At 49.8% G+C, this 24,000-nt stretch carries 28 protein-coding genes and 1 tRNA gene; 20 read left to right on the forward strand and 9 right to left on the reverse strand.

Translation table 11 applies throughout. The features are described 5' to 3' along the window. The 12 genes from KQI64_RS04280 to KQI64_RS04335 all read left to right on the forward strand — a co-directional run. Positions 1-360, forward strand: a 360-nt coding sequence (locus KQI64_RS04280) for a GDSL-type esterase/lipase family protein (RefSeq protein WP_253289187.1), incomplete at its 5' end; no start/stop codon positions are given. Between the two features lie 9 nt (positions 361-369). Further along, positions 370-837 (forward strand): DUF4358 domain-containing protein, encoded by a 468-nt coding sequence (locus tag KQI64_RS04285; protein ID WP_216523496.1) that lies wholly within the window; start codon positions 370-372, stop codon positions 835-837. A gap of 138 nt (positions 838-975) precedes the next feature. Beyond that, positions 976-1,740, forward strand: a complete 765-nt coding sequence (locus KQI64_RS04290; RefSeq protein ID WP_216523497.1) for a hypothetical protein — start codon at positions 976-978, stop codon at positions 1,738-1,740. Positions 1,741-1,762: 22 nt separating this feature from the next. Beyond that, positions 1,763-1,936: a DUF4250 domain-containing protein gene (locus KQI64_RS04295; protein ID WP_216523498.1), complete on the forward strand. Its 174-nt coding sequence runs from the start codon at positions 1,763-1,765 to the stop codon at positions 1,934-1,936. 8 nt (positions 1,937-1,944) lie between these two features. Continuing rightward, on the forward strand, positions 1,945-2,664 hold the full coding sequence (locus KQI64_RS04300; RefSeq protein WP_216523499.1) for a hypothetical protein: 720 nt from the start codon (positions 1,945-1,947) through the stop codon (positions 2,662-2,664). 1 nt (position 2,665) lies between these two features. Next, the gene (locus tag KQI64_RS04305) at positions 2,666-2,926 is read left to right on the forward strand and encodes a PqqD family protein (protein WP_216523500.1); all 261 of its coding nucleotides are present in this window, start codon (positions 2,666-2,668) and stop codon (positions 2,924-2,926) included. Continuing rightward, complete coding sequence (locus KQI64_RS04310) at positions 2,926-3,366, forward strand: S24/S26 family peptidase (protein WP_216523501.1); 441 nt, start codon at positions 2,926-2,928, stop codon at positions 3,364-3,366. The genes KQI64_RS04305 and KQI64_RS04310 overlap by 1 nt, the downstream gene beginning before the upstream one ends. Before the next feature lie 69 nt (positions 3,367-3,435). Beyond that, positions 3,436-4,905 (forward strand): Y-family DNA polymerase, encoded by a 1,470-nt coding sequence (locus tag KQI64_RS04315; RefSeq protein ID WP_216523502.1) that lies wholly within the window; start codon positions 3,436-3,438, stop codon positions 4,903-4,905. Positions 4,906-4,919: 14 nt separating this feature from the next. After that, positions 4,920-5,099 (forward strand): hypothetical protein, encoded by a 180-nt coding sequence (locus KQI64_RS04320; protein ID WP_216523503.1) that lies wholly within the window; start codon positions 4,920-4,922, stop codon positions 5,097-5,099. A gap of 116 nt (positions 5,100-5,215) precedes the next feature. Then, positions 5,216-5,413: a spore coat associated protein CotJA gene (locus KQI64_RS04325; RefSeq protein ID WP_330622987.1), complete on the forward strand. Its 198-nt coding sequence runs from the start codon at positions 5,216-5,218 to the stop codon at positions 5,411-5,413. Continuing rightward, positions 5,410-5,664, forward strand: a complete 255-nt coding sequence (locus KQI64_RS04330) for a spore coat protein CotJB (RefSeq protein ID WP_216523504.1) — start codon at positions 5,410-5,412, stop codon at positions 5,662-5,664. Before KQI64_RS04325 ends, KQI64_RS04330 begins: the two co-directional genes overlap by 4 nt. Then, positions 5,664-6,281 carry a manganese catalase family protein gene (locus tag KQI64_RS04335; RefSeq protein ID WP_216523505.1) on the forward strand — a complete coding sequence of 206 codons (618 nt, stop codon included), beginning with the start codon at positions 5,664-5,666 and terminating at the stop codon, positions 6,279-6,281. The genes KQI64_RS04330 and KQI64_RS04335 overlap by 1 nt, the downstream gene beginning before the upstream one ends. 61 nt (positions 6,282-6,342) lie before the next feature. Here KQI64_RS04335 and KQI64_RS04340 read toward each other — a convergent pair whose 3' ends face one another. From KQI64_RS04340 to KQI64_RS04375, 8 genes are all read right to left on the reverse strand, one after another. Further along, the gene (locus KQI64_RS04340; protein WP_216523506.1) at positions 6,343-8,025 is read right to left on the reverse strand and encodes a vWA domain-containing protein; all 1,683 of its coding nucleotides are present in this window, start codon (positions 8,023-8,025) and stop codon (positions 6,343-6,345) included. Beyond that, positions 8,012-8,752, reverse strand: coding sequence for an interferon alpha-inducible IFI6/IFI27 family protein (locus KQI64_RS04345; protein ID WP_216523507.1), 741 nt, complete (start codon positions 8,750-8,752; stop codon positions 8,012-8,014). The genes KQI64_RS04340 and KQI64_RS04345 overlap by 14 nt, the downstream gene beginning before the upstream one ends. A gap of 31 nt (positions 8,753-8,783) precedes the next feature. Beyond that, complete coding sequence (locus KQI64_RS04350; protein ID WP_216523508.1) at positions 8,784-9,923, reverse strand: toxic anion resistance protein; 1,140 nt, start codon at positions 9,921-9,923, stop codon at positions 8,784-8,786. Positions 9,924-10,073: 150 nt separating this feature from the next. Further along, the gene (gene ptsP / locus KQI64_RS04355) at positions 10,074-11,774 is read right to left on the reverse strand and encodes a phosphoenolpyruvate--protein phosphotransferase (protein ID WP_216523509.1); all 1,701 of its coding nucleotides are present in this window, start codon (positions 11,772-11,774) and stop codon (positions 10,074-10,076) included. A 69-nt stretch (positions 11,775-11,843) separates the two neighbouring features. Beyond that, positions 11,844-12,107 (reverse strand): HPr family phosphocarrier protein, encoded by a 264-nt coding sequence (locus tag KQI64_RS04360; RefSeq protein ID WP_186833321.1) that lies wholly within the window; start codon positions 12,105-12,107, stop codon positions 11,844-11,846. 68 nt (positions 12,108-12,175) lie between these two features. Further along, positions 12,176-14,113 carry a PTS fructose transporter subunit IIABC gene (locus tag KQI64_RS04365; RefSeq protein ID WP_216523510.1) on the reverse strand — a complete coding sequence of 646 codons (1,938 nt, stop codon included), beginning with the start codon at positions 14,111-14,113 and terminating at the stop codon, positions 12,176-12,178. Between the two features lie 49 nt (positions 14,114-14,162). Next, the gene (gene pfkB, locus KQI64_RS04370) at positions 14,163-15,086 is read right to left on the reverse strand and encodes a 1-phosphofructokinase (RefSeq protein ID WP_216523511.1); all 924 of its coding nucleotides are present in this window, start codon (positions 15,084-15,086) and stop codon (positions 14,163-14,165) included. Next, entirely contained in the window at positions 15,083-15,832 is a 750-nt protein-coding gene (locus KQI64_RS04375; protein WP_216523512.1) for a DeoR/GlpR family DNA-binding transcription regulator, read from the reverse strand. Before KQI64_RS04375 ends, pfkB begins: the two co-directional genes overlap by 4 nt. 195 nt (positions 15,833-16,027) lie before the next feature. On the opposite strand from KQI64_RS04375, the gene ybeY reads away from it, so the two are divergent. After that, entirely contained in the window at positions 16,028-16,483 is a 456-nt protein-coding gene (ybeY, locus tag KQI64_RS04380; RefSeq protein ID WP_216523513.1) for an rRNA maturation RNase YbeY, read from the forward strand. A 68-nt stretch (positions 16,484-16,551) separates the two neighbouring features. On the opposite strand, the gene KQI64_RS04385 is transcribed toward ybeY, so the two are convergent. Beyond that, positions 16,552-17,469: an aldo/keto reductase gene (locus tag KQI64_RS04385; RefSeq protein ID WP_216523514.1), complete on the reverse strand. Its 918-nt coding sequence runs from the start codon at positions 17,467-17,469 to the stop codon at positions 16,552-16,554. A 235-nt stretch (positions 17,470-17,704) separates the two neighbouring features. Between KQI64_RS04385 and KQI64_RS04390 the strand changes: the two genes are divergently transcribed. The 7 genes from KQI64_RS04390 (at position 17,705) to KQI64_RS04420 (ending at position 23,961) form a co-directional block, all read left to right on the forward strand. Next, positions 17,705-17,926 carry a FeoA family protein gene (locus tag KQI64_RS04390; protein WP_216523515.1) on the forward strand — a complete coding sequence of 74 codons (222 nt, stop codon included), beginning with the start codon at positions 17,705-17,707 and terminating at the stop codon, positions 17,924-17,926. Between the two features lie 32 nt (positions 17,927-17,958). After that, on the forward strand, positions 17,959-20,382 hold the full coding sequence (gene feoB / locus KQI64_RS04395; protein ID WP_216523516.1) for a ferrous iron transporter B: 2,424 nt from the start codon (positions 17,959-17,961) through the stop codon (positions 20,380-20,382). A 7-nt stretch (positions 20,383-20,389) separates the two neighbouring features. Next, the gene (locus KQI64_RS10745; protein WP_253289188.1) at positions 20,390-20,551 is read left to right on the forward strand and encodes a FeoB-associated Cys-rich membrane protein; all 162 of its coding nucleotides are present in this window, start codon (positions 20,390-20,392) and stop codon (positions 20,549-20,551) included. 237 nt (positions 20,552-20,788) lie between these two features. Continuing rightward, a complete protein-coding gene (locus KQI64_RS04405) occupies positions 20,789-22,141 on the forward strand; it encodes a glycosyl hydrolase 53 family protein (protein ID WP_216523517.1) in 1,353 nt (450 codons plus the stop codon). A 12-nt stretch (positions 22,142-22,153) separates the two neighbouring features. Beyond that, on the forward strand, positions 22,154-22,741 hold the full coding sequence (locus tag KQI64_RS04410; RefSeq protein ID WP_216523518.1) for a DUF308 domain-containing protein: 588 nt from the start codon (positions 22,154-22,156) through the stop codon (positions 22,739-22,741). A 39-nt stretch (positions 22,742-22,780) separates the two neighbouring features. Then, the gene (locus tag KQI64_RS04415) at positions 22,781-23,728 is read left to right on the forward strand and encodes an L-lactate dehydrogenase (RefSeq protein ID WP_216523519.1); all 948 of its coding nucleotides are present in this window, start codon (positions 22,781-22,783) and stop codon (positions 23,726-23,728) included. A 157-nt stretch (positions 23,729-23,885) separates the two neighbouring features. Beyond that, positions 23,886-23,961: transfer RNA gene (locus tag KQI64_RS04420), tRNA-Val, on the forward strand. The last annotated feature ends 39 nt before the right edge of the window (positions 23,962-24,000 follow it).

The raw sequence follows: 24,000 nt of genomic DNA on the forward strand, positions 1-24,000 counted from the left end.
CTCGGTATGAACGACATCGGCAACTACGGCGTTGACGGAGCTATGGAAAGCGCTGAGAAGCTTATCGACAGGATCAAGGCAAAGTCTGACGGTGCGCTGATTTATATCCAGTCCGTAACTCCTATCCTCGAGGGACACGAATACGATGATTTAAGTAACGAGCATGTCCGAGCCTTCAATGAAAAGCTGAAATCATTCTGCGAAAAGGAAGGCTATAAGTACCTTGATATATACAGCGTGATGGCTGACGAAAACGGTTATCTCCGTGCGGAATATTGCGGCGACGAGGAAGCGCAGGGCATTCACTTTACCGACGACGCATGCGGAATCTGGGCGGATTATCTCAAGAAAAATGTCTGAGGTGTTTGTATGAAGAAAGTTATCGCCGTTCTGTGCGCGTTGCTGACGGCTTCTGTCATTATGTGCTCCTGTTCACAGTCAAAGGTCAAGCCGCTCTCACAGGTTTTCGATTCAATAAAGGAGCAGGTGGAGCTCTCTGAGATGACAGAGTTTGAGTTTGTATCCGCTCTTGACCGATACTATGGTATTACGTCTGACGAGGTTGTCGAGTTTGCGGGCGGAATTAACAATTCAGGCGTAAACCAAGAGGAGATCGTCATGATTATGGCGGTTGATTCAAAGTCTGCCGACCATATCCAGACCGTACTTGAGAACCGCAGACAGGCTAAGTACAATGAGAACAAGAATTACAACCCCGAACAGGCTCAGATGATCGAGAGCTGCTCGGTTGACAGACACGGAATGTACATCGCCATGTTTATCTCCGAAAACGCGGATAAGATCCGTGATATTTACAATACTCAGCTTGAATTCTGATGATTGCGGCAGTCATTTTTGACCGCCGCAATTTTTTACTTAAAATGAAAAATAGATAGTGATTTTTTGTATAATCTGTGATATAATATACACGACGAATTAGTCTGAAACTGAAAATACAAAAAAGGAGTTGTAAAAATGACAAAGAAAAGATTACTTTCGGTTCTCTCAATAGGTGCGGCATCCGTTATGCTTGCAGCAGCACTTTCTGCCTGCGGCGGAAGCGGTTCAAACGCTGCTCTTGACGAGAGTAAGGCTGCGGCAAAGAAGTGCCTGTCCGAATACGATTCGGGCAAAAATGCCGCTGTCTTCGCGTTCGCAAATGGCGCGTACTCAAAGGCAAAGGAAGCGGCGGGCAAGGTCACTGCCGACAGCAGCGCTGAGGATATCGAGAAGGCAGTAAAAGAACTCGGCGTTGACAGACTCGATATTACGGACGAAGCCGGTGTTGTTACAGCGTGCTATCCCGAGGGCGACAAGGACAAGAGCATCAAGGATATCGATGACATTGCCGTATTCAATAAGATTGTCAAGGGCATATCCGACAAGTATATGAAGGATCCCGAGTATAACTCCGAGAAAAAATCCTATTACGTTCTCGCCGGCGTCAGAAAAGACGAGGGCGGTGTTTCGGTAGTCGGATATTTTGACGACGGTTACGCTGCGGTTATCGGCGGAGACCTCGCGGAGAAGTGCGGCGAAAATACTGTTGTTATAAGCAAGGACAAGGTTATCAGCAGCTCGCTCGACGGCGTCGAGATTGGAGCAAGCCTTGATGATATCGGCGTCAAGAGCGACGACCTCAAGAAGGACAGCTTTGAGCTTACCGTCAACGGCAAGAAGTACACAGCGGCGGCAGTCACAAAGGGCGATATCACAGCTATCGCGGCTGTTCCCGCGTAAACTATTATTTTGAGGTGAATTCATGATACCGCAGGACCCTATGATTTTGCTCAGCTATCTGAACACGAAGCTGCGTGACGAATACGCGTCGCTTGATTTGCTGTGCGACGATTTGCAGCTTGATAAAGCCGAAGTATCACGAAAAATGTCGTCTATAGATTATTCCTATGACGAAGCGCTGAACCGCTTTGTATAGATATCGGTATGGAGAGCTTTAATTTGAAGCTTGCGGGCGTTGTTATCGGCGTGAGCTGTCAATATAATTCCACAAAAGAATATTGCCGGGGCTATATCACCGATGCAGCGCCCTGTTTTTCAGTTTCGGTCAGTTCAGAGGATATCGAAGCTGAAAAAGACTATTTCAGCGAGGAGCGAAGTCCCGGATATCTTGAAAAGCTCGCGCTTTACCGTAAGATTTGCGAGGGTCTTGTAGATTACGGCATTTTTCTTCTTCACGGTTCCGCTGTTGCTGTGGACGGCGAGGTTTACATCTTTGTCGCGCCGAGCGGAACAGGAAAATCGACCCATACTTCGCTTTGGCGGAAGCTTCTGGTTCCTCTCGGACATGAGGTTGTCATGGTCAACGACGACAAACCGTTGATTCGCGTTGCGGACGGCAGCGTTTTTGCCTGCGGGACTCCGTGGAACGGCGCGCATCATCTGAGTGAAAACGTGTCATTGCCTGTTAAGGCTATCTGCGTTTTAGAGCGAGGAACAAACAATTGTATCGCGGAGATAACGTCTGCCCAGGCGTTTGCCGCATTGTACCGTTTTTCCTATCGCCCGAAGGATTCCCGCAGTATTGATTTGGTTCTCGGAATGCTTGAAGAAGTTATTCGCTGCGTGCGTTTTTACCGTTTAAAGTGCGATATTTCGACTGATGCCGCGCAAAAATCCTACAACATGATGAAACAAGGAGATTAATATGAAGCTGAAAAAAGAAATGCTGACACATACCATGGATGGTTCTCAGGTTATGGTATCCACTGATAAGGACGTTTTTTCGGGGATCGTCACCTCAAATAAAACCGCCGCGTTTATCGTGGACTGTCTGAAAGATGAAACTACCCCCGATGCAATCAAAAAAGCGATGTTTGACAAGTACGACGCCCCTATGGAAATGATCTCGGAAGATGTTGACGAAGTGATTTCAAAGCTCCGCTCAATAGGAGTTATCGACGAATAATGAATATCGAGCAGTATCTCAGCGATCACGATTCTCTTGTTTATTCCAACAAGGGCGTAAGTATGCTTCCGATGCTCAGGCAGGGACGCGATTTGATGATAGTCCGCCGCAAGCGTGAGGGAGAGCGTCTGAAAAAATATGACGTTGCGATATATATCCGTCCGCCGCACGATTATGTGCTTCACCGTATCATCAGAGTAGATGAGGACGGGTATGTTTTTCTGGGCGATAATTGCGAGAACAAGGAATACGGTATCCGTGAGGAACAGGTAATCGCGGTTATGACCGCTTTTGTCCATAAAGGTAAACAGATTGAAGTCAATAATAAGGGCTATATTTTTTATTCCCGATTCTGGTATTTTGTTTACCCGTTAAGGCGAATGTGTCGGAGGTCAAAGCGTTTTATCAAAAATATAATTAAATCGATCGGCAGGAAGTAATTTCTGCCGATTTTCTCTTGCAAATATCGAACAGATGTGCTATAATATATGCGAAAGGTGGTGCGCGTTATGGAAGAAAAACGTTATATCGCAATTGACTTAAAATCGTTTTATGCTTCTGTGGAATGCGTGGCGCGCGGTCTGGATCCGCTCGGCACAAATCTGGTGGTTGCCGACGAAAGCCGCACCGAAAAAACCATATGTCTCGCGGTGTCTCCGTCGCTCAAGGCGTACGGCATTCCGGGCAGAGCAAGACTGTTCGAGGTGTACGAGAAGCTCAGCGATGTCAACGCGCGGCGGCGTACTCACGCTCCGGGCGGTAAGTTTTGCGGTTCTTCGCAGTTCAAGTATTTTCTCGACCGCTGTCCGCACATGTCTGTTGATTTCATTATTGCCAGACCAAGAATGGCTCTGTATATGAAGGTCAGCGCTCAGATTTACCGCGTATACCTGAAATATATCGCGCCCGAGGATATTCATGTCTATTCGGTCGACGAGGTTTTTATAGACGCGACAAACTACCTGAAAACATATAAAATGACTGCCCGCGAGCTTGCGGATGTTATGATCCGCGACGTTCTCTCTCAGACGGGAATCACGGCAACGGCGGGTATCGGAACGAACCTGTACCTCGCAAAAATAGCCATGGATATCGACGCGAAGCACATTGAAGCCGACCGCGACGGTGTGAGGATCGCCGAGCTCAATGAAAGAACCTACCGCGAGCGGCTTTGGGGTCATCGCCCGATCACGGATTTTTGGAGAGTGGGCAGAGGAATATCAAAAAGACTCGAGAGCTGCGGGATGTTCACTATGGGCGATATTGCACGCTGTTCCGTGCGCAACGAAGATTTGCTCTATAAGCTGTTCGGAAAAAACGCCGAGCTGCTTATCGACCACGCGTGGGGCTATGAGCCGTGCACGATTTCCGAAATAAAGGCATATACGCCGGAAAACACCTCGCTGAGCGTAGGTCAGGTGCTCTCAAAGCCGTATGATTTTGAGCACGCCAGGCTGATTATCCGCGAAATGTCGGAGCAGCTTCTCCTCGACCTTGTAAAAAAGGGACTTGTGACAGACCAGGTAGTTCTGACCGTCGGTTACGACGTCGTCAGTCTGAAGCAGGCGTTCAGAGGTGAAATCACCACCGATTACTACGGCAGGGAGATTCCGCGTCATGCACACGGAACGGAAAATCTAGGCGGCTTTACCTCGTCGGGAAAAATCTTTGTTGAGGCGGCAATCAGGCTTTTTGAACGTATCGCTGACAGAAACCTCTATATTCGCCGCATGTATATAGTCGCGAACCACACAACGCCGAAAAAAAACGTGAACGACAGCGGAAAAGCGGTTCAGCTCAGCCTTTTCGACGCAGCGCCTGCCGTAATCAGGGAAGACGTAAAGGAGAAAAAAATCCAGCAGTCTATACTTTCGCTTCAAAGACGTTACGGCAAAAACGCCGTGCTGAAGGGTATGAATCTCAAGGAAGGCGCGACCGCGATCGAGCGCAACGGACAAATCGGCGGTCATAGGGCATAATAGGAGAGAGCGGTATGATAAAAGACAACTACGACGATATAATCGATTTACCACGGCATGTTTCCGAAAAGCGTCTGCCGATGCCGCTGCATGACCGGGCGGCACAGTTCGCGCCGTTTGCCGCGCTTACAGGCTACGACGCGGCAATTGATGAAGCTACCAAGAAAGGCGCCGGAGATATCGGCGATGAATAAGATAAAAATCCAAGAGACGCTCAGGCGCCTCTTTTTGTTTACTCACTATTCAGGGCGAAAAACATAGTATGTAATGCAAGGTGTTATGCTTGTAAGAAAACGAAAGGAGAATTCATGTGAAGCTTGATGACTTCATAAATGAACAATACGGAATACCAAAGCTTCCCGAAAACCCGGTTTACGCGATGGCTTACGTGCCGTTTCAGCGTGAACAGCCAAAGGTCTATTCGCCCGACCAGGGACTTGTTGCGGGTACTATGTTCCCGTCTCTTGACAAGCCGTTTTACGGCGGCAAATGCGGTGATGTGAAATGACGAAGAGAGAAACACTGCTTAAAAAAATATCAACCTATCAATTTGCGGCACTTGATATGCAGATATACCTCGACACCCACCCCAATGACCGCGCTGCGCTCGAAAAGGCTGAGAAATACAAGGCGATGGCGAGACCGCTGATTGAACAGTACGAGGAGCAATACGGTCCTCTTACCAAAAAGGTCACAGATACAAACACCTGGACATGGGTCAAGGGACCGTGGCCGTGGGAAAGCGAGGATGACTGCTGATGTTTATATACGAAAAAAAGCTGCAATACCCCGTCAATATCAAAACCCCGAACCCTAAGCTCGCGAAGCTGATAATAACCCAGTACGGCGGACCTGACGGGGAGCTAGGCGCGTCGATGCGTTATCTCAGTCAGCGATTCACAATGCCGATGCCCGAATTAAAAGGCACATTAACGGATATAGGCACCGAGGAGCTTAATCATCTTGAGATGATCGGTGCAATTGTATATCAGCTGACGAAGAATCTGACAGAGGAACAGATAAAGGCGGCAGGATTTGAGGATTATTTTGTCGACCATACGACGGGCATTTATCCGCAGTCCGCGTCAGGTGTTCCGTGGACGGCGGCAGGTATGCAGAGCAAGGGAGACGCGATTACCGACCTTCACGAGAATATGGCTGCGGAACAGAAAGCGAGGTCGACATATGACAACATTCTGCGCTTCTGTGACGACTATGACGTTAAGGACGCGATCCGATTCCTGAGAGCGCGAGAGGTTGTGCATTATCAGCGCTTCGGAGAGAATCTCCGTCTGCTTACCGATAAACTCGACAGTAAAAATTTCTACGCCTTCAATCCCGAATTCGACAAGGCGTGTTTTAGGAACAAAAAATAATTTATATAAAAACCGTCAGCCGCGAATTGCTCTGCAGCTGACGGTTTGTTTTGATTATGTTTTACAGCTCAACGTTGAACAGGTTGCGCATATGATTGATAAGGTCATCAGAGGTCGCGTTTATCAGCGAAGCCTCGTTGATTCCGCTGAGTCGTTTCAGCTCGTTTGTAGCTTGTGAATCCTTTGTAAGGTTATATCCAATGGTGTAAACGGGGATTTTCAGACCGCCTACGATCGGCGCGACTCTGTCGAGACTGTAGCCGCGGTTCTGTTCGCCGTCGGAAAGTACAAAGAGCATTATTTTCGCGTTCGGAATCTCCTCTTTCTTGTCAACCATCATTTTCAGCGCGACAAGAACAGCGTTGTAGGTCGCTGTGCTGCCCTCAATGTCGAGAGCCTTGACCGCGCCTGAGAAGTACGCCCTGTGCTCGTCGTCGAACACATCGATCGGAAGGTTTATGTGTACGTTGTCGGCGAACGACACAAGACCGATGTAGTTGTCGGAGCTGATGTATGACGAGGTAGAGAGCAATGATTCTTTTAAGGAATTAATCGGCGAACCTGCCATACTTCCCGAAACGTCGGCAACGAATACCGCGATAATCGGCTGACCGCCGTCCTTACTCTGCTTCCAGATTTTCTGTGCGGCAAGATAACCCGCGCCGTCCATTCCGTTAGGCTGGCTCTTGTAATCATTATGAAGGTTAAAGCCCTTCTTGTCAGCGAGATTCTGTGATTCGTCGTTCAGACAGAATTCTGTAAACAGCTTTGCCGCTTCCTGCTTTTCGGCGGAAACATAGTCGAAGGTGTACAGCGGGTGGTCGTGACGGATTCCCGCCGGAGTGTAAACGTAGTTTTTAAGCTCCGGTGTGTTGTGGTAAGCCTGTTCCTCCATAACCATCGCCTTGATGATTCCCTTTGTTGCCTGGTCACGGAGAACGCCGGTGGTGTAGGCGACAGGCGGCGACTGCTTCTGGTAGTCGATCAGTTTTTGCTGAGCAGTCTCAGACAGCGGATCGTCCTTGTCAAAGGCGTAGAGCATAGAGGTCAGGATATTTAGTCCGGTCGACGAGGTATAGGGGTTGGTATACGCAAAGGTCAGATCGCCGGCAAGAGAAGCATTGAGAACATTCTCGAGCGTAACGTCACCGTATTTTTCTGAAAAAGAATCATAAGTGTTCTTTTCCATTAATACGCCTGCGGTGTTTCCGGCAATTCTGTCGGCAAGCTCTACGGTGCCGACGCCCTTTGCCGCAAGCATCAGTCCCCAGGCATCACTGCTGGGAGCGTATACGTCAGGCTTGTAATCGCCCTCGGTCATATAGGTCAGCACCTCGCCCGAGGTGATTTTGCGGATCGTAACGCTGACGCTTTTGCCGCCTACGGTTGCGCCGCTGCGGTTAAAGTTCTCAGCGACTACGTTCATCCAGTCGTCGGGAGAATCGGAGCTGAACTCGGTTGCCGCGGCGACTTCAATGTTAATGCTGCCGTTTCCTTCCACGGTGATAGGGAAGGTCTTGATGTCGGCGAGCGTCGCGGCTGCCGATTCGTTCTTGTAAATGTCGAGCTGCGGCTTGACCTCGTCCGTCTGGATCTGGTCGTTAAAAGCTTTAAGCTCCTTGATTGCCTCGTCATAGGAATAAACCTTTTCGGTGCCCGATTCGTATTTGGTGCAGCCTGCGGCGATTCCCGAGAGCATCGCGAGCGACATAACACCCGCGACGATTCTTTTAGTGTTTTTCATTATTACCTCCCATAGACGACTTCATAACCTTGAGCCAAGCGTCGAGCTCGCTTCTGTCGCTGACGCCGCTGCGGTTGTAGTTGTTTATATAGGCGACGGAATATCTCAATAGAGTAGCTACGGTGTTCAGCTCCTCCTCGTTATCGGATAGGGAGGAGTTGATAATATTGCCGTCAAGCTCGTTGACGCTGCTTTTGCTGTCCTCGACAAGAATGCAGCAGTTGATGATATTGCGGATATTTCGGCAGATGCGCTTCTCGCTCTCGTCGATTATCTCAATCGTGTCCTCGAGATAGATAGCCTCATTTGCCTCAAGAAGGCTCCGGTGACGTGACTGATATGTGTCGATTCTGTCCATCTGCTCCAGACACGTTTCGACGAGCGTGTTGAGGTTAGGGTTTTTGCGGCGGAGCTGCTCAAGACGGATGCGAGTCTTTTCCGGGTTAAGGCTGTCCTTCGCGTAATCCGAAAACTGTTTTCTGTCGGTTTCGCGGTCATGCTCGAGCTGCTTTTGGCTGTTGTGACGCTGAACCACCGCCGGTATTGTACCGCCGGCAAGTGCAGTCACACCCGCGCCTAGAGTAACGGCGGAAATAGTCGAGAGCATGCTTACTCCGCGTATACCGATAGCTACAATCATAGATGATGAAGCCAAAAGCCCTGCCGCTATTCCGGCAAGTCCGATTACGGACAGTATGGCGCCGAGTATTCTTAGCGCTTTCAGCATGATTCATCACCTCTTAATTTCAAAATTGTTTTCATTGATTTCCCGCGGTAGCAGAGAGAATTCCCTGTACGAGCTCGCGCTCAGAATTCGCGATAACCTGAACCGCTGCGCGTCTGTCCTGAGCGCCCTTCTGTTCAATAGCGATGTAGTCGAGAACTGCGCCGGTGATTTCCTTGTTGACATAGTCGATTGTTTCGATATCAATAATGCTTCTCTGTGAGGACTTGGCGGATTCGACCACGCCGAGGTGGAACTGAGCCGCCTGCTCGCGGAGCATCTTGTTTGTGAGATCGTCAACAGCGTTTGCAGCCTGTGCAGCCTGCAAATTGTTGTTGATAGCGATCGACATGGCGATTTTCTTTCTCCACAGGGGCATGGTGTTAACTATGCTGCTCTGGAGCTTGAGAGTCATATCCTGGTCATTGTGCTGGATCATGCGTATCTGCGGAGCGGATTGCAGACAGCTTGTACGTGTGAGACGGAGATTGTGTACCTGCTTTTCAAACTGGTCAAGGTTCTTGGCGAAGTTGTCCGCAAGCATTGCGTCCTCGGGCAGACCCGAAGCCTGAGCCTTTGCGTAAAGTTCGGCAAGCTCTCCTTTTCTCGCGTCCTCGATAGCCAGCTCGGCAGCCTTGATATACATAGTCAGAGCCTTGAAGGTGTTCCAGTTCTCGTCGTACAGAGCGTCGAGCATCGCGATATCCTTCTGCAGGTTCAGCTTGTGACCCTCGAGCTGCTTTTCAATGCGCTCAAGCGTTTTTTCAGCACTTTCGTTGCGTGTGCGGGTGGTTATTGCGGCGCCCTTGATCTTCTTGAAGAAGTTCGAGAGAAATCCGCCCTGATCCTTGCCGCCCTCAGCGCCGTCCATAGCGACGACCATCTCGACAAGAAGGCTGCTGATTTCGCCTGTATTCTTGGTTTTTACGTCCTGAAGAGTCTTTGTTGCGATTGCAGCGGACTGCTTCTGAATAGTCGCGCCGTAGTTTGTAATGATTTCGGTCTTGTGCAAATCAATTTTTTTAGCGAAAGCCTCGACCTGAGCCTGCTCCTCAGCGGAGAGCTTCTCAACCTCGCTCAATACCTTCTGAGCCGCGAGAGCGTTTTCCTGCTCATTGACGGGATTTGCGGGTTCCTCGGGTACTCCGTCGAGAACTAATTGAATATCAGCCATAGTTTATTCATCCTTTCAAAAATAAACAAAAAATATTTTCTTTTAAAGTACATTATAACAAATCTGCTTGATTATTGTCAATAGTTTAACATAAAATATTGTCCCCGAACAGGAAACCTGAACGGGGACGGAAGTAAATGAAGAATGATGTTATACAACTGAATTGAGATAATCTGTGATTTCCGCTTCGGTGGTCATCGCCATAACCTTCTCGGCGACAGCGTCGGCTTCTTCCTTTGTCCACTTGGAGATATTCTTTCTCACTCTGAGGACAGACGGTGCGGAAACGCTGAATTCGGTAAGTCCGAAGGAGATCAGCAGAGGAATCATCATCGGGTTAGCGGCTGCCTCACCGCACATACCGACGGGAATGTTGTTCTCGCGGGCATTCTTGATAATACGGCGGATCATGCGGAGTACGCTGGGCTGGAACGGGGAATAGAGGTAAGAAACATCGCCGTTGCCTCTGTCAGCAGCCATTGTGTAGCCTGTGAGATCATTCGTACCGATACTGAAGAAGTCGGCTTCCTTGGCGAGAAGATCAGCAATCACGCCTGAGGCGGCGGTTTCGGTCATTACGCCGACCTGAATATTCTCGTCAAACTCAATACCTGAAGCTCTGAGGTCGTTTTTGGCTTCCTCAACAAGCTCCTTGCCCTGACGAAGCTCCTCGACAGCGGTAATGAGAGGGAACATGATTCGGATATCGCCGAACGCGCTCGCTCTGAGGATAGCCTTGATCTGCGATTTGAACATATCGCGGTTCTTAAGGCAGTAGCGGATAGCGCGGAAGCCCATGAACGGATTTTCTTCCTTCGCGAGTCCGAGATAGGGGATATCCTTGTCGCCGCCGATATCAAGAGTGCGGATGATGAGCGGCTTGCCCTTAAGAATCAGGCTCGCCTGCTTGTAGGCTTCAAACTGCTCGTCCTCTGTGGGCAGGGAGCTTCTGTCCATGAACAGGAATTCCGTACGGAACAGACCTACGCCTTCGCCGTCAGCTTCAACAGCCTTCGTTGCGTCCTTGGGAGTGCCTATGTTGCAGAACAGCTCGTATTCCTCACCGCTCGCGGACAGAGTCTTTTTACCTCTCAGGCTCTCAAGCTCACGGCGCTCTCTTAGGAACGCGTCGCGCTTTGCGCTGTATTCGGTGATCTGTTCCTCTGAGGGAGCTGTAATAACGTCGCCGCTCTTACCGTCAACGATGACCTGCTCACCGCTCGAAAGGCTCGAAACCGCGTTCGGTACACTGAGTACGGCGGGAATTTCGAGAGCTCTGGCAAGAATAGCGGAGTGGGAAGTCTGGGAGCCTGTTTCGGTGATGATTCCGACGATGTTGTCCTTGTTGATACCCGCTGTCATTGAGGGGGTCACTTCTTTCGCGACAAGAACCGTGCCGGCGGGAGCGTCGCTGATTTTTACCTCCTGAATTCCGAGAAGAATAGACAGCAGTCCGTCGCGGATATCCTTTACGTCCGTTGCTCTCTGCATTGTGAGGTCGTCGCCCGTAGCGGAGAACATATCGATAAACATTTTGCAAATCTGTTCAACAGCCGCTTCCGCGCACTGCTGAGCCTTTATCAGGTTCTCGATCTCGCCGCCCATGAACGGGTCGCGGATAATGGCGATGTGACCGAGAAGGATCTCGGCTTCTTTTTCGCCCGTTGACTTGCGGATATTGTCAGCCTGCTCCATGGTATTGTCGCAGAACTTGTCAACAGCGTTTCTGAAACGCTCAAGCTCCGCGTCTACGTCTGTTATCTGTTTAGGCGTATATTCAAGCGACTGCTCGACGATTATCATGACTCTGCCGATACCGATACCGTCGGAGGCGCCGATTCCTTTTAACATATTAATTCACCTCTTGTTTAGGTATAATACTTTAGGGCGACCGCGAGGGTCGCCCCTGAATACAGATTTTTATTCGCCCAAGCCGCTTTCGATCATCTTTACGGCTTCGTCAAGAGCCTTGTCCTCTTCGGGGCCGTCACAGATAAGCTCGATTTCGCTTCCGCACTTGATGCAGGCAGCGATAATGTTGAGCAGACTCTTTGCGTTGTAGTTGTTGCCGTTGAAGTTGATTGTTACATTGCAGGGATATTTGCCCATTGCAGTCGCGAATACGGAAGCCGGACGCATGTGGAAGCCCTGTGCATTAACGAGTGTTACTTTTTTTGATACCATAAGTCAAAACTCCTTTATGTTCATTTTGCGGGGAGAGCGTCGGGCTCTCCGGTTAAAATAATTACAAATTATTTCTTGATAGGTCTCTTGAGGATAGCGAGCATGAGCATACCGAGAACGGAGCCGATAGCGAGCGCCAGGAAGTAGAGAGCGGGATTGCCGATGGTCGGGAGTACGAAGATACCGCCGTGAGGAGCCATCAATGTGCATCCGAAGAGCGCGGAGAGAGCGCCTGCTGCGGCGGAGCCGACGATGCAGCTCGGGATAACCTGGAGCGGATGACCGGCAGCGTAGGGGATAGCGCCCTCGGTGATGAAGGACAGACCCATGATAAAGTTAACAGGACCGTTCTTTCTTTCTTCGTCAGTCCAACGGCTTCTGAAGATAGTGGTGGAGAGAGCGATTGCAATCGGAGGAACCATACCGCCGATCATAACAGCAGCCATGATCATGTAGGTAGCATTGTTGGGCGAGTTAGCGAGCAGACCTGCAGCGGTAACGTAAGCAGCCTTGTTGAACGGGCCGCCCATGTCGATAGCCATCATGCCGGCGAGCAGTGCGCAGAGAGGAACGATGAGAGCGGGGTTCTTAGCCATCTCGGTAACGCCGTTTGTCATACCGGTGTTGATGATACCCATGATCGGGTTGACGGCGCACATCATAACGCCTACGATGCCTAGACCCGCGAGAGGATAGATAAGTACAGGTTTGATACCTTCAAGTGCGCGGGGTAAGTGGTCGCACAGCTTTTCGAGCATCTTCATCAGCCAGCCTGCAACGAAGCCTGCGAGGAGAGCGCCGAGGAAGCCCGATACGGAGGTGCTGTCGCCGCCGGGAGCCGCGAAGGTCGAGCCGACTGCCGCTAGGGAGCCGCCTACGAAGCCGACGAGCAAGCCGGGACGGTCAGCGATTGACATTGCGATAAATCCGGCGAGGATAGGAAGCATGAAGCCGAACGCCACGCCGCCGATTGACTTGAACCAAGCCGCTACGGGAGTTGCGGAGCCGAAGTTGCCGTCCTGGGGAGCGCCCATTGCGGCATCGATCAGGAACGCGATAGCGATAAAGATACCGCCTGCTACAACGAACGGAAGCATGTGGGATACGCCGTTCATCAGGTGTTTATAAAGCTTTCTGCCGAAGCTCTCGTTGCCGCCGCCGTCAGAGGACGCCGCGGCTGCCTTATCGGAATGGAATACGGGAGCCTGACCGTTAATGATTTTGTTGATGAGTTCCTCGGGCTTGTGAATACCGTCGGCAACCTTTGTCGAATAAACGGGTTTGCCGTCAAAACGAGCGGTCTCAACGCTCTTGTCGGCAGCAATGATGATACCGTCGCAGTTAGCGATTTCCTCGGCGGTCAGAACGTTCTTAGCGCCGCCGGAGCCGTTGGTCTCAACCTTGATCGTAATGCCCATCTGTTCGCCTGCCTTGGCAAGAGCCTCAGCAGCCATGTAGGTGTGAGCGATACCGGTCGGGCAAGCGGTTACAGCCAGTACGCGGTAGCCTGATTTTGCGGCAGCCGCGGGAGCCTTAGCCTCGTCGGGGAACTGCTTGGTTTCCTGATCGTCGATGATTTTCAGGAATTCGTCGGGAGTTTTTGCAGCCTTGAGTTTAGCGGTGAAATCCTCGTGCATGAGCATCTGCATCAGTCTTGCGAGAACCTCGAGGTGAACGTCGCCGTCGGTTGTCGCCGCGATCATGAAAATGAGCTTGCAGGGCTGTCCGTCGGGCGAGTCGTAGTCAACGCCGCCGGGAACGGTGATTGCGGTCAGAGCGGGAGCCTTGACTGCTTCGCTCTTCGCGTGGGGAATAGCAACCTCCATGCCGATAGCGGTCGTACCCATTCCTTCACGGGCGATGATGCCTTCCTTGTAGGCTGCGGTGTCCTTCAGGTTGCCGCACTTCTCATGCAGGCCGACCAACAGGTCGATTGCTTCACTCTTGGAACTTGGCGAAGCTCCCAAAGCGATGCCTTGTTTTTTCAGCAAATCGGTAATACGCATTATTTTTCCTCCTTATAATATATTATCCAATAAGCTGTAATACTACAGCTTATTGTTCCTTGTAAACCTCGTCGAACTTGATAAGAAGTTCTTCGATTTTTTCCTTCGTCGCCAGTCCCGGCAGGAACGCTGTCGCGTTGCCGCAGACGCTTCCGAGCTTAAGTGCGAAGTCGTAGTCATTTTCCTTTTCGTATCCGGCAACAAATCCGGCTACCATCGAGTCGCCCGAGCCTACGGTATTGATTACCTTCTCCTTGAGAACGCCTGCCTTATGCTTCTTGCCGAATTCATCGATCAGCATAGCGCCTTCGCCGCCGAGAGAGATAAGCACGTTCTGAGCGCCCATCTTCTGTAACTCCTTGGCATATTTCTCAATGTCGTCCTCGGTCTTTACCTCTACATCAAAGATTTCCGAGAGCTCCTGGCGGTTCGGCTTTATCAGGAAGGGTTTGTATTTAAGTGAATTGACGAGCAGCTTCTTTGTCGCGTCAACCACTATTCTCACCTTCTTGTGCTTGATTCTCTCGAGCATTCTTTCGTAAATGTCGTCGGGCATTGTTTTCGGAACGCTGCCCGCGATAACCAAGGTATCGTCGCTTGCGATGCGGTCGATTTTCTGGAGAAGTCTCTCGAGCTCTCTGTCGTCAATGTGCGGACCCTGACAGTTGATCTCGGTTTCCTCGCCTGCCTTGATTTTTACGTTGATGCGCGAGATGCCGTGCTTCAGTTTGATGAAATCAGTGATTATCCTGTCGTGACGGATACCCTTTTCGATTGCCTCGCCTGTGAAGCCTGCAACAAAGCCGTAGGCGGTGCTGTCGAGGTCGAGCTCCGCGAGCACGCAGGAAACGTTGATTCCCTTGCCGCCGAAGTAGTACTCCTCGCTGGTGGTGCGGTTTGTGATACCGTTTACCAGCTTGTCAAGCCGTACAATGTAGTCAATTGACGGATTGAGAGTAACGGTATAGATCACTTCATTACCTCCTTTATTATTGTTTCGTTTGAAAATCTATTGTCGGGGACGTGATCCGTGATGATGCAGCACTGCTTGAGCTGTGCAAACGACACGGAAAACACTCTCCGGAATTTCGTTCTGTCCGCGAGGATAAACGCCATATAGCTGGTATTTATCGCCGCTTCCTTAATGCGCGCTTCCTCCAGATCCGGGGTGGTATAGCCTGCTGAGAGGTCAATGCCGTTTGTTCCCATAAACGCCTTTGAAAAATTCAGACCTTTCAGCGAGAGTATGCTCTCTGCGCCGACTACCGCTTCCGTCAGCGGCTTTATCTTGCCGCCGAGCATGTATGTGCTCAGACCCTTCTGGATCATTTTGCGCGCGTGGGTTATGCCGTTTGTGACATATGTAGCCTTGTCGTTTTCTATAAAATCAATAAGACGCGAGGTTGTGGTTCCTGCGTCGATATATACAAAGTCGGTGTTGTTGATAAGTCCGGCGCAGTATTTCGCGATTTCGGTTTTTTCGTCATACATTAAATGCTCGCGGGTGTGTACGTTATCCTCATACATGCCGCCGGACTGGGTGATCGAGGTTGCTCCGCCGAAAACCTTCTTGATTTTTCCGAGCTCGTCGAGAGCTGTCAGGTCGCGGCGTATTGTGGATTCAGAGGTGTCGAGCATAAGTGCCAGCTCAGCTACGGTAACGGCGTTTTTGTCGTTAATGATGCTCAAAATTGACTGATATCTTTCCTGAGTAAGCAAAACTAATCACCTCTTGATACTATTATAGCACTTAAATTATCAAAGTCAAGCAAAATTATTCAAAAATAATCAAAAACTTTTCAATTCATGAATCTTTATTATTCAAATTGCGAATTTACAAATTTCCTATAATTTTATATAATATGTATACAGCAAAAGAGCAGGCTGAATATCGCGAAAGGGGGATAATAAGTTATGACAGAGAAAATCAAGGTCGTGATTACCGATATCCAAAAGACAGTGAAGGTGCCCAAGGGACTTCGAATGCTTATCCGCAGATGTTGTCTTGCTACGCTCCGGCTCCAGGGCTTCAGCGGTTCCACGGAAATCGATGTGATCTTTACAGACAATGATGAAATCAGGAAAATCAACGAAAAATTCTTCGGCGGCAGCAGCGTTGCGAGCATGCTTTATAAGCCGATGAACGACGACGGCGTATTGGGTGCCGTTTATGTTTCGCTTGAACGCGCAGGCGAACTCGCGCAGACTTATTTCAGTTCCCTTCAAAGGGAAGCGGTGTATTTGACGGTGCTCGGGGTACTCGGCATTCTGGGATGCGATCCCGAGGACGAAGGAAGCAGGGAACGCGAGGAAATGATTATGTACGAACTGGGTTTCCCGATGTCCACATCCTACATTCTCAGTAAATAATCAATCAAAAACAGCACGCCCTTTTTTGAGGACGTGCTGATCTTTTTTTGTATACTATATTTAATGTATTATGGCAGCAAGTGACCTGCGGAGGTGTAGAGTCTGTACCACTCATCGCGGGTGAGGGTAATGTCGGCTGCCGCAGCCGCCTCCTTAATGCGGTCGAAATTCATCGTTCCTGCGATAGTCTGGATTTTTGCCGGATGACGCAAAATCCACGCCGCCGCAATCGCGGTCTTTGTGGTGTTGTACTTCGCGCTGATTTCTCCGAGCGCCCAGTTGAGGTCGGGGTAAGTTTCATTGCTGTCGACAAACGAGCCGTTTTTACCCCTGAACGGAGCCCACGCCTGAACCGTGATCCCGTGCAGACGGCAGTAATCCAGCAGGTCGCCGTTTCTGTCAGCGCCGCCCTCGGTAATCATGTTCGCCTCAATACCTGTCGAAACAAGGCTTGAGTAGGGAATACTGAAACGCATCTGGTTGCATTGTATCTCCTGTTTTACACATGTCTTAAGCAGTTCAATCTGAGATGGACGGTGGTTTGATACACCGAAGTACCTCACCTTGCCCTTGCTTTCGAGCTCGTCAAAAGCCTTTGCAACTTCTTCGGGTTCGCAGAGGGCGTCGGGACGGTGCAGAAGAAGGATATCAAGGTAATCCGTGCCGAGTCTTTCGAGTATACCGTCAACCGATTTAATGATGTGTTCATACGAGAAATCATACATCACACCGCGGATGATTCCGCACTTTGACTGGATAATCATTTTTTCTCTCGGAACGGAGACGCTTTTCAGAGCCTCGCCGAAAAGAGATTCACACAAGCCGTCGGAGTAAACATCGGCATGGTCGAAGAAATTAATGCCTAAATCGCAGCAACGCTCAATATAATATGGTATGGCGCTTTTCTCAAGATTGTTCATTCTCATGCAGCCCAGTCCTATAACGGGCACCATGAGATCGGAGTTGCCGAATTTAACGGTTTTCATACGAATACCTCCTGATTATTCATAATATAATTATATATGTCAAGATATCGCAAGTCAATCAAATATTACAAAAAGGCAAGAGTTAGCACCTGCTAATTTATTTCTGAAATTAGCTTGACAAAATATTGACGTTCATATATAATTAAATACAAGCAGAGAAATCTGCTGATTTTTGCAGAAATAGGTTAGGTTAGACTAACTTAATTATCTTAATGATATGCAAGGGGAATTGCTTATGAATACACTTAAACACGTAAGGATAGGACAGACCGTCAAGGTCAAAAAGCTCAACGGCGAGGGTCCGGTCAGGCGCAGAATCATGGATATGGGCATCACAAAGGGCGTTGAGATCACAGTGCGCAAGGTTGCTCCCTTAGGCGACCCGATGGAAGTTACGGTCAGAGGTTACGAGCTCACGCTCCGCAAGGCTGATGCGGATATGATCGAGGTAGAATAAGGCGCTTCTGCGCAAACGAAAGGATAATATAAATGGAAATCAAAATTGCCCTTGCGGGCAATCCGAACTGCGGCAAAACGACGCTGTTCAACGCTCTGACGGGCTCCAATCAGTTTGTCGGTAACTGGCCGGGCGTAACCGTGGAGAAAAAGGAGGGCAAGCTCAAGAAGCACTCCGACGTGATTATCACCGACCTCCCGGGTATTTATTCGCTCTCGCCTTATACTCTCGAGGAAGTAGTGGCGCGTAAATACCTTGTCAATGAGAGACCCGACGCAATTCTGAATATCGTCGACGGCACAAATATCGAGCGCAACCTCTATCTGACAACTCAGCTCACCGAGCTCGGTATACCCGTAGTCGTTGCGATAAATATGATGGACGTCGTTGAGAAAAACGGAGACAAAATCGATTTTGCCGAGCTTTCAAAGGCGCTCGGCTGCCGTGTTGTTGAGATTTCGGCGCTGAAGGGAACAGGTATTTCAGAGGCAGCCGAGGTAGCTATTGAAGCGGCTAAAAACGACAAGACCGTTCCTCAGCACGCGTTCAGCGGCGCTGTCGAACATGCTCTCGCTCATATAGAGGAGGCTGTGGTTCACGACCTCCCCGAAGAGGAGCAGCGCTGGTATGCCGTAAAAATTTTTGAGCGCGACGAAAAGGTGCTCCAAAAGCTCAGCATTCCCGAAGATGTCCTTAAGCATATCGAGAAGGATATCAAGAATGCCGAGAAGGAGCTCGATGACGACGCTGAGAGCATTATCACCAACGAGCGTTATAACTACATAGACACAATAATCAAGCGCTGTTACCGCAGACACAGCAAAGGCGAGCTTACGACCTCGGATAAAATCGACAAGGTTCTGACAAACCGGTATGCGGCTCTGCCGATTTTTGTGCTTGTGATGTTTATTGTGTACTACGTATCCATCAGCACTGTCGGCACAGCTTTCACGAACTGGGTAAACAACGGCGTATTCGGCGAGGGTTGGCATTTTCTCGGCATGGGCGACAAGGAATATACTGAGGATTACGAGGACTACGGAGCTGAGAATTTCTTCAACCGGGAGGAAATCGGCACAATGCTCCGCGAGGCGGAAAAAACCGAGAAGGAAGTGTCCCACGGTCAGACAACAGCCGCACGTACCCTGCGCGTAGACTTCTTTGCAGACCAACCCAGTCTTGAAACCTTCACAGCGCATTACGAGACCTACGGCGCCGCTGTAGTCGCTTTGGGCTACGACCTCGACACTCTTGTCGACCCGATTCTTGAGAATGCACCCGACCCGTCCGAATACGGCGTTTGGATAAAGAGTGTTCCGACTCTGGCAGAAGAAGGTCTTGACGCGATAAACTGCGCGGACTGGCTCAAGGGCTTGATTATCAACGGCATTATCGGAGGCGTCGGCTCTGTTCTGGGCTTTTTGCCGCAGATGCTTGTGCTCTTTATCTTTCTGGCTTTCCTCGAGAGCTGCGGATATATGTCGCGAATCGCCTTTGTTATGGACAGACTTTTCCGCAAGTTCGGTCTTTCCGGCAAGTCCTTTATCCCGATGCTTATCGGCACGGGCTGCGGCGTTCCCGGAATAATGGCGTCACGCACAATCGAAAACGAGCGCGACCGCCGCATGACTATCATGACAACGACCTTTATTCCGTGCGGAGCGAAGCTTCCCGTTATATCGATGATTACCACGGCGCTGTTCGGCGGCGCGTGGTGGGTTGCGCCGAGCGCGTATTTCATGGGAATGGCAGCGATCATCACCTCGGGCATCATGCTCAAAAAGACTAAGATGTTCACCGGAAATCCGGCTCCGTTCGTTATGGAGCTTCCGGCGTACCACCTTCCGACGGTGAGCAATATCCTCCGCTCGATGTGGGACAGAGGCTGGTCGTTTATCAAAAAGGCGGGTACGGTTATCCTGCTCGCATCTGTACTTATCTGGGCGGGCTCGCACTTCGGCTGGACAAACGGAGTGTTCGGCTTCAATACTGATATGGCGCTTGCCGACAGCATTCTCGGCAAAATCGGCGACGCGATAAAGTGGATTTTCATTCCTCTCGGTTTTGGAAACAGCACCGCGAGCGTCGCGACGATCATGGGACTTCTCGCGAAGGAGGAAATCGTCGGCGTATTCGGCGTTCTCGACTTTATCAGCCTGACAAAGCTCTCGGCGTATTCCTTCCTGACCTTCAATCTGCTTTGCGCACCCTGTATTGCGGCTATGGGAGCAATCAGGAGAGAGATGAATTCCGCCAAGTGGACGGCGTTTGCTCTCGCTTATCAGTGCGTATTTGCTTACGCGGTCTCGCTTATTATTTATCAAGTTGGTTCGGCGGTATTCGGGAACTTGAATATTCCCGGACTTATCGCGTCGGTTCTTGTTATCGCGCTGATTGTATTCCTGCTTCTCAGGCCGTACAAAGAATCTACATCTCAAGTAAAGAAGCTTTCGTGAGGTAATTATGGAATGGTTAGCCGCTAATTGGGGCACCATAGCTGCCGGTGCAGCAGTCGCGGCGGTTCTTGCCCTGATTATTATCAACATAGTAAAAAAGAAAAAACACGGTCAGTCCGCATGCGGCTGCAGCTGCGCTGATTGTCCGATGAAAGACCATTGTCGTTAAGCTTACAGCCATATCGGTTTTCGGTATGGCTGTAATTATTTGCCAGAAATCATTGACGTTTGCTCTGTATTTGTGTTATCATTGTTATATATAAAACAAGCGGGAGGTGTGTTTATGGTCAAAAAGGCGATCGTTTCCGTTATCTTGACAGTAACAATAATTTGTTCCGCTGTTTTTCCGGCATTTGCTTTGCAAAACTGTAAAATTGACTTCAATAATCCCGGTTTTATACGGGGTATGGACATATCCTCAGTGCTTTCTCTGGAAAAGTCCGGCGTCAGGTTTTATGACGACAGCGGAAAAGAATCAGATCTATTTGAAATTCTCGCATATCACGGGGTAAACTATATCCGCGTCCGCGTCTGGAACGACCCATTCGACGGCAGCGGTAAGGGCTACGGCGGCGGAAACAGCGACGTCAAATCGGCGTCTGAAATAGGCAGACGTGCCGCCAAGTGCGGAATGAAGCTTCTTGTCGATTTCCATTATTCCGATTTCTGGGCTGATCCTAAAAAGCAGCAAGCCCCGAAGAAATGGGAGAATTATTCTTTATCAGAAAAATGCACCGCTCTCTATAACTTCACCCTCAACTCGCTTAACGAGATAAAAGCTGCGGGCGCTGATATCGGAATGGTTCAGATCGGCAACGAAACTACCACCGGCATAGCCGGAGAAAACAGCTTTGAGCCGATGTCCAAGCTTTTCAATTCGGGCAGCAGAGCGGTCAGGGATTTTGACAAAAGCGCCCTTGTCGCGCTTCACTTCACAAATCCCGAGCGTGACGGAATGGTAAAATACCTTGCCGATTCGCTCGATCAATACAATGTCGATTACGACGTGTTCGCGACCTCATACTATCCTTTCTGGCATGGCAGCCTGAGCAATCTAACCTCTGTGCTGTCCTATGTTGCCGATACCTACGGCAAGTATACACTCGTTGCCGAGACCTCATATCCGTATACGCTCGATGATACCGACGGTTTTAAGAACACCGTCGATCACGGCGCGAATTCCACGGGCGAAAACCTTCTGTGGAGCTTCACTCCTCAGGGACAGTCCGACGAGGTCAGGGCTGTGATGAACGCGGTAAACAACGTCGGAGAAAAGGGACTCGGAGTCTTTTACTGGGAAGGCGCGTGGATAACCGTAGGCGATACCACGGGACTCAGCGGCAGCGATTATTCCGCAAGGTATGAAGCAAACAGCAAACTGTGGAAAAAATACGGCTGCGGCTGGGCTTCAAGCTTCTCGGGTTCATACGACCCCGACGACGCGGGCAAATACTACGGCGGCTGCGCTGTAGACAACCAGGCGTTTTTCGATTCCCGAGGAAAAGCGCTTGAATCACTTGATGTTTTTGCTTCTGTCACAGGCAGACTGCTCGGAGATGTTGATAATGACAGCATTATCAACGTAACGGACGTTACTGAGGTTCAGCGGATCTCGGCGTCGATTTCTGTGCCCGGGATATTTGTCAGCCGCGTTTCCGATGTTAACGGCGACGGAATTGTCAATGTCGTCGACGCAACCGAGCTTCAAAAGCATATTGCAGGTTATCCGCCTGTTTATCCGATAAATAATCCAATCTGAGGAGGCTTTATTATGTCAACAATCAAAAACAATATCCCGATTATCCTGATGCTGCTCTTTGAAATTGCCGTCGGAATATTCCTGCTGATCAATCCCGAGATGTTTACAACGATTGTAGTCATCTCGTTCGGCATTTTCCTTGCGGTAGTCGGACTGATTTATCTTATCCGCTATTTCAGAGCGCGTAAAAGGGAAGAGGAGAGCACCTTAACTCTAATATGGTCAATAGTGCTGCTCGCGTTCGGTATCTTTGCCATTTCCGCACATCGCCTGATTATGTCCTTCTTCGCATTTATCGCGATTCTTTACGGAATAATCCTGCTTGTCTCTGGTTTTGTCAAAATCATGGGCTATATCAATTCAAGAAAAGCCAACCTGCCCGTGTCCGCCGTAAGCATTATCAGCGCGATAATCTCTGTTATTCTCGGCGGCGTAATACTTGTAAATCCGTTCGGTACGACTCATGTACTGTTTATGTTTGCCGGCATCGCGATTCTCGTGTCAGCGGCGTTTGACATTGTAACTCTGATTTTCATTGCACGCGCCGGCAGAAAAGCGATCGACGACGGATATGTTGAAGCAACCGTAATAGAAGAATAAGAATTATATAAAATATTAATAAAACAGGGAGTGATTGATATGGTAGAAATAAACAGCAGAAAGGCGGCGATCATCGGCTGCGGATTTGTAGGCTCGGCGTCAGCGTTCGCACTTATGGAAAGCCATTTGTTTTCCGAGATAGTGCTGATTGACGCGGACAAGGACAGAGCTGAAGGCGAGGCGCTCGATATCAGCCACGGTCTTCCGTTCTCAAAGCCGATGCAGATTTACGCGGGAACTTATCAGGACATAAGCGACGCCGCGGTTGTTATCGTTACCGCCGGTGCGGGACAGAAGCCGGGCGAGACCAGACTTGATTTGGTGAAGAAAAACGTCGCGATTTTCAAGTCGATTATCCCGGAGGTCGCCAAATACAACCGCTCGGGCATTCTGCTCATTGTCGCTAATCCCGTCGATATTCTGACCTATGTAGCGAAGCAGCTCAGCGGATATCCGTCAAACCGTGTTTTCGGCTCGGGAACAGTTCTCGACACCGCGAGGTTGAAATATCTTCTCGGCGAGCACCTCGGCGTTGACAGCAGAAGTATCCACGCGTTTATCATCGGAGAGCACGGCGACAGCGAAATTGCCGCGTGGAGCAGCGCGAATGTATCGGGCGTTCCGCTTTTCAAATTCTGCAATATGCGCGGTCATTTTCACGAGGAGGAAACCTCTCGCAGGATAGCCGAGGAGGTAAAAAACAGCGCCTACGAGATTATTAAGCGCAAGAAGGCGACATACTATGGCATCGCGATGTCGGTAAGGCGTATCTGCGAGGCGATAGTCAGGGATGAAAAGTCGATTTTGCCTGTTTCGAGTATTCAGAAATCAGAGAAAATCAACGGCGTCGCGCTCAGTATGCCGGCTATTGTCGGAAAGCACGGCGTAGAGGGACAGGTTCAGATTGAACTCAGCGACGAGGAACAGGCAGCTCTGCAGCGTTCGGCAGATACCCTGAAGGCAGTGCTCAGCGACGTTCTGGACTGAAAATAGTTTTTACAAAAGCGCGGGTCGGGTAAGCTTTTTATCCGGCCTTTGCGCCCGCGAAATAAAATATAGTTTTTTTCAAAAAGCTATTGACAAATAATGCATATTGTGCTAAAATATCAACTGTTGCCGAGAGAAGCAGCGGCAAATGGCAGTCGGGAGTTTAGCTCAGCTGGGAGAGCATCTGCCTTACAAGCAGAGGGTCACAGGTTCGAGCCCTGTAACTCCCACCAAAATGGCCCGGTAGTTCAGTTGGTTAGAACGCTAGCCTG

The organism is Lachnoclostridium sp. MSJ-17, assembly GCF_018918205.1.
In the GTDB taxonomy this organism is placed as follows: domain Bacteria; phylum Bacillota; class Clostridia; order Oscillospirales; family Acutalibacteraceae; genus Ruminococcoides.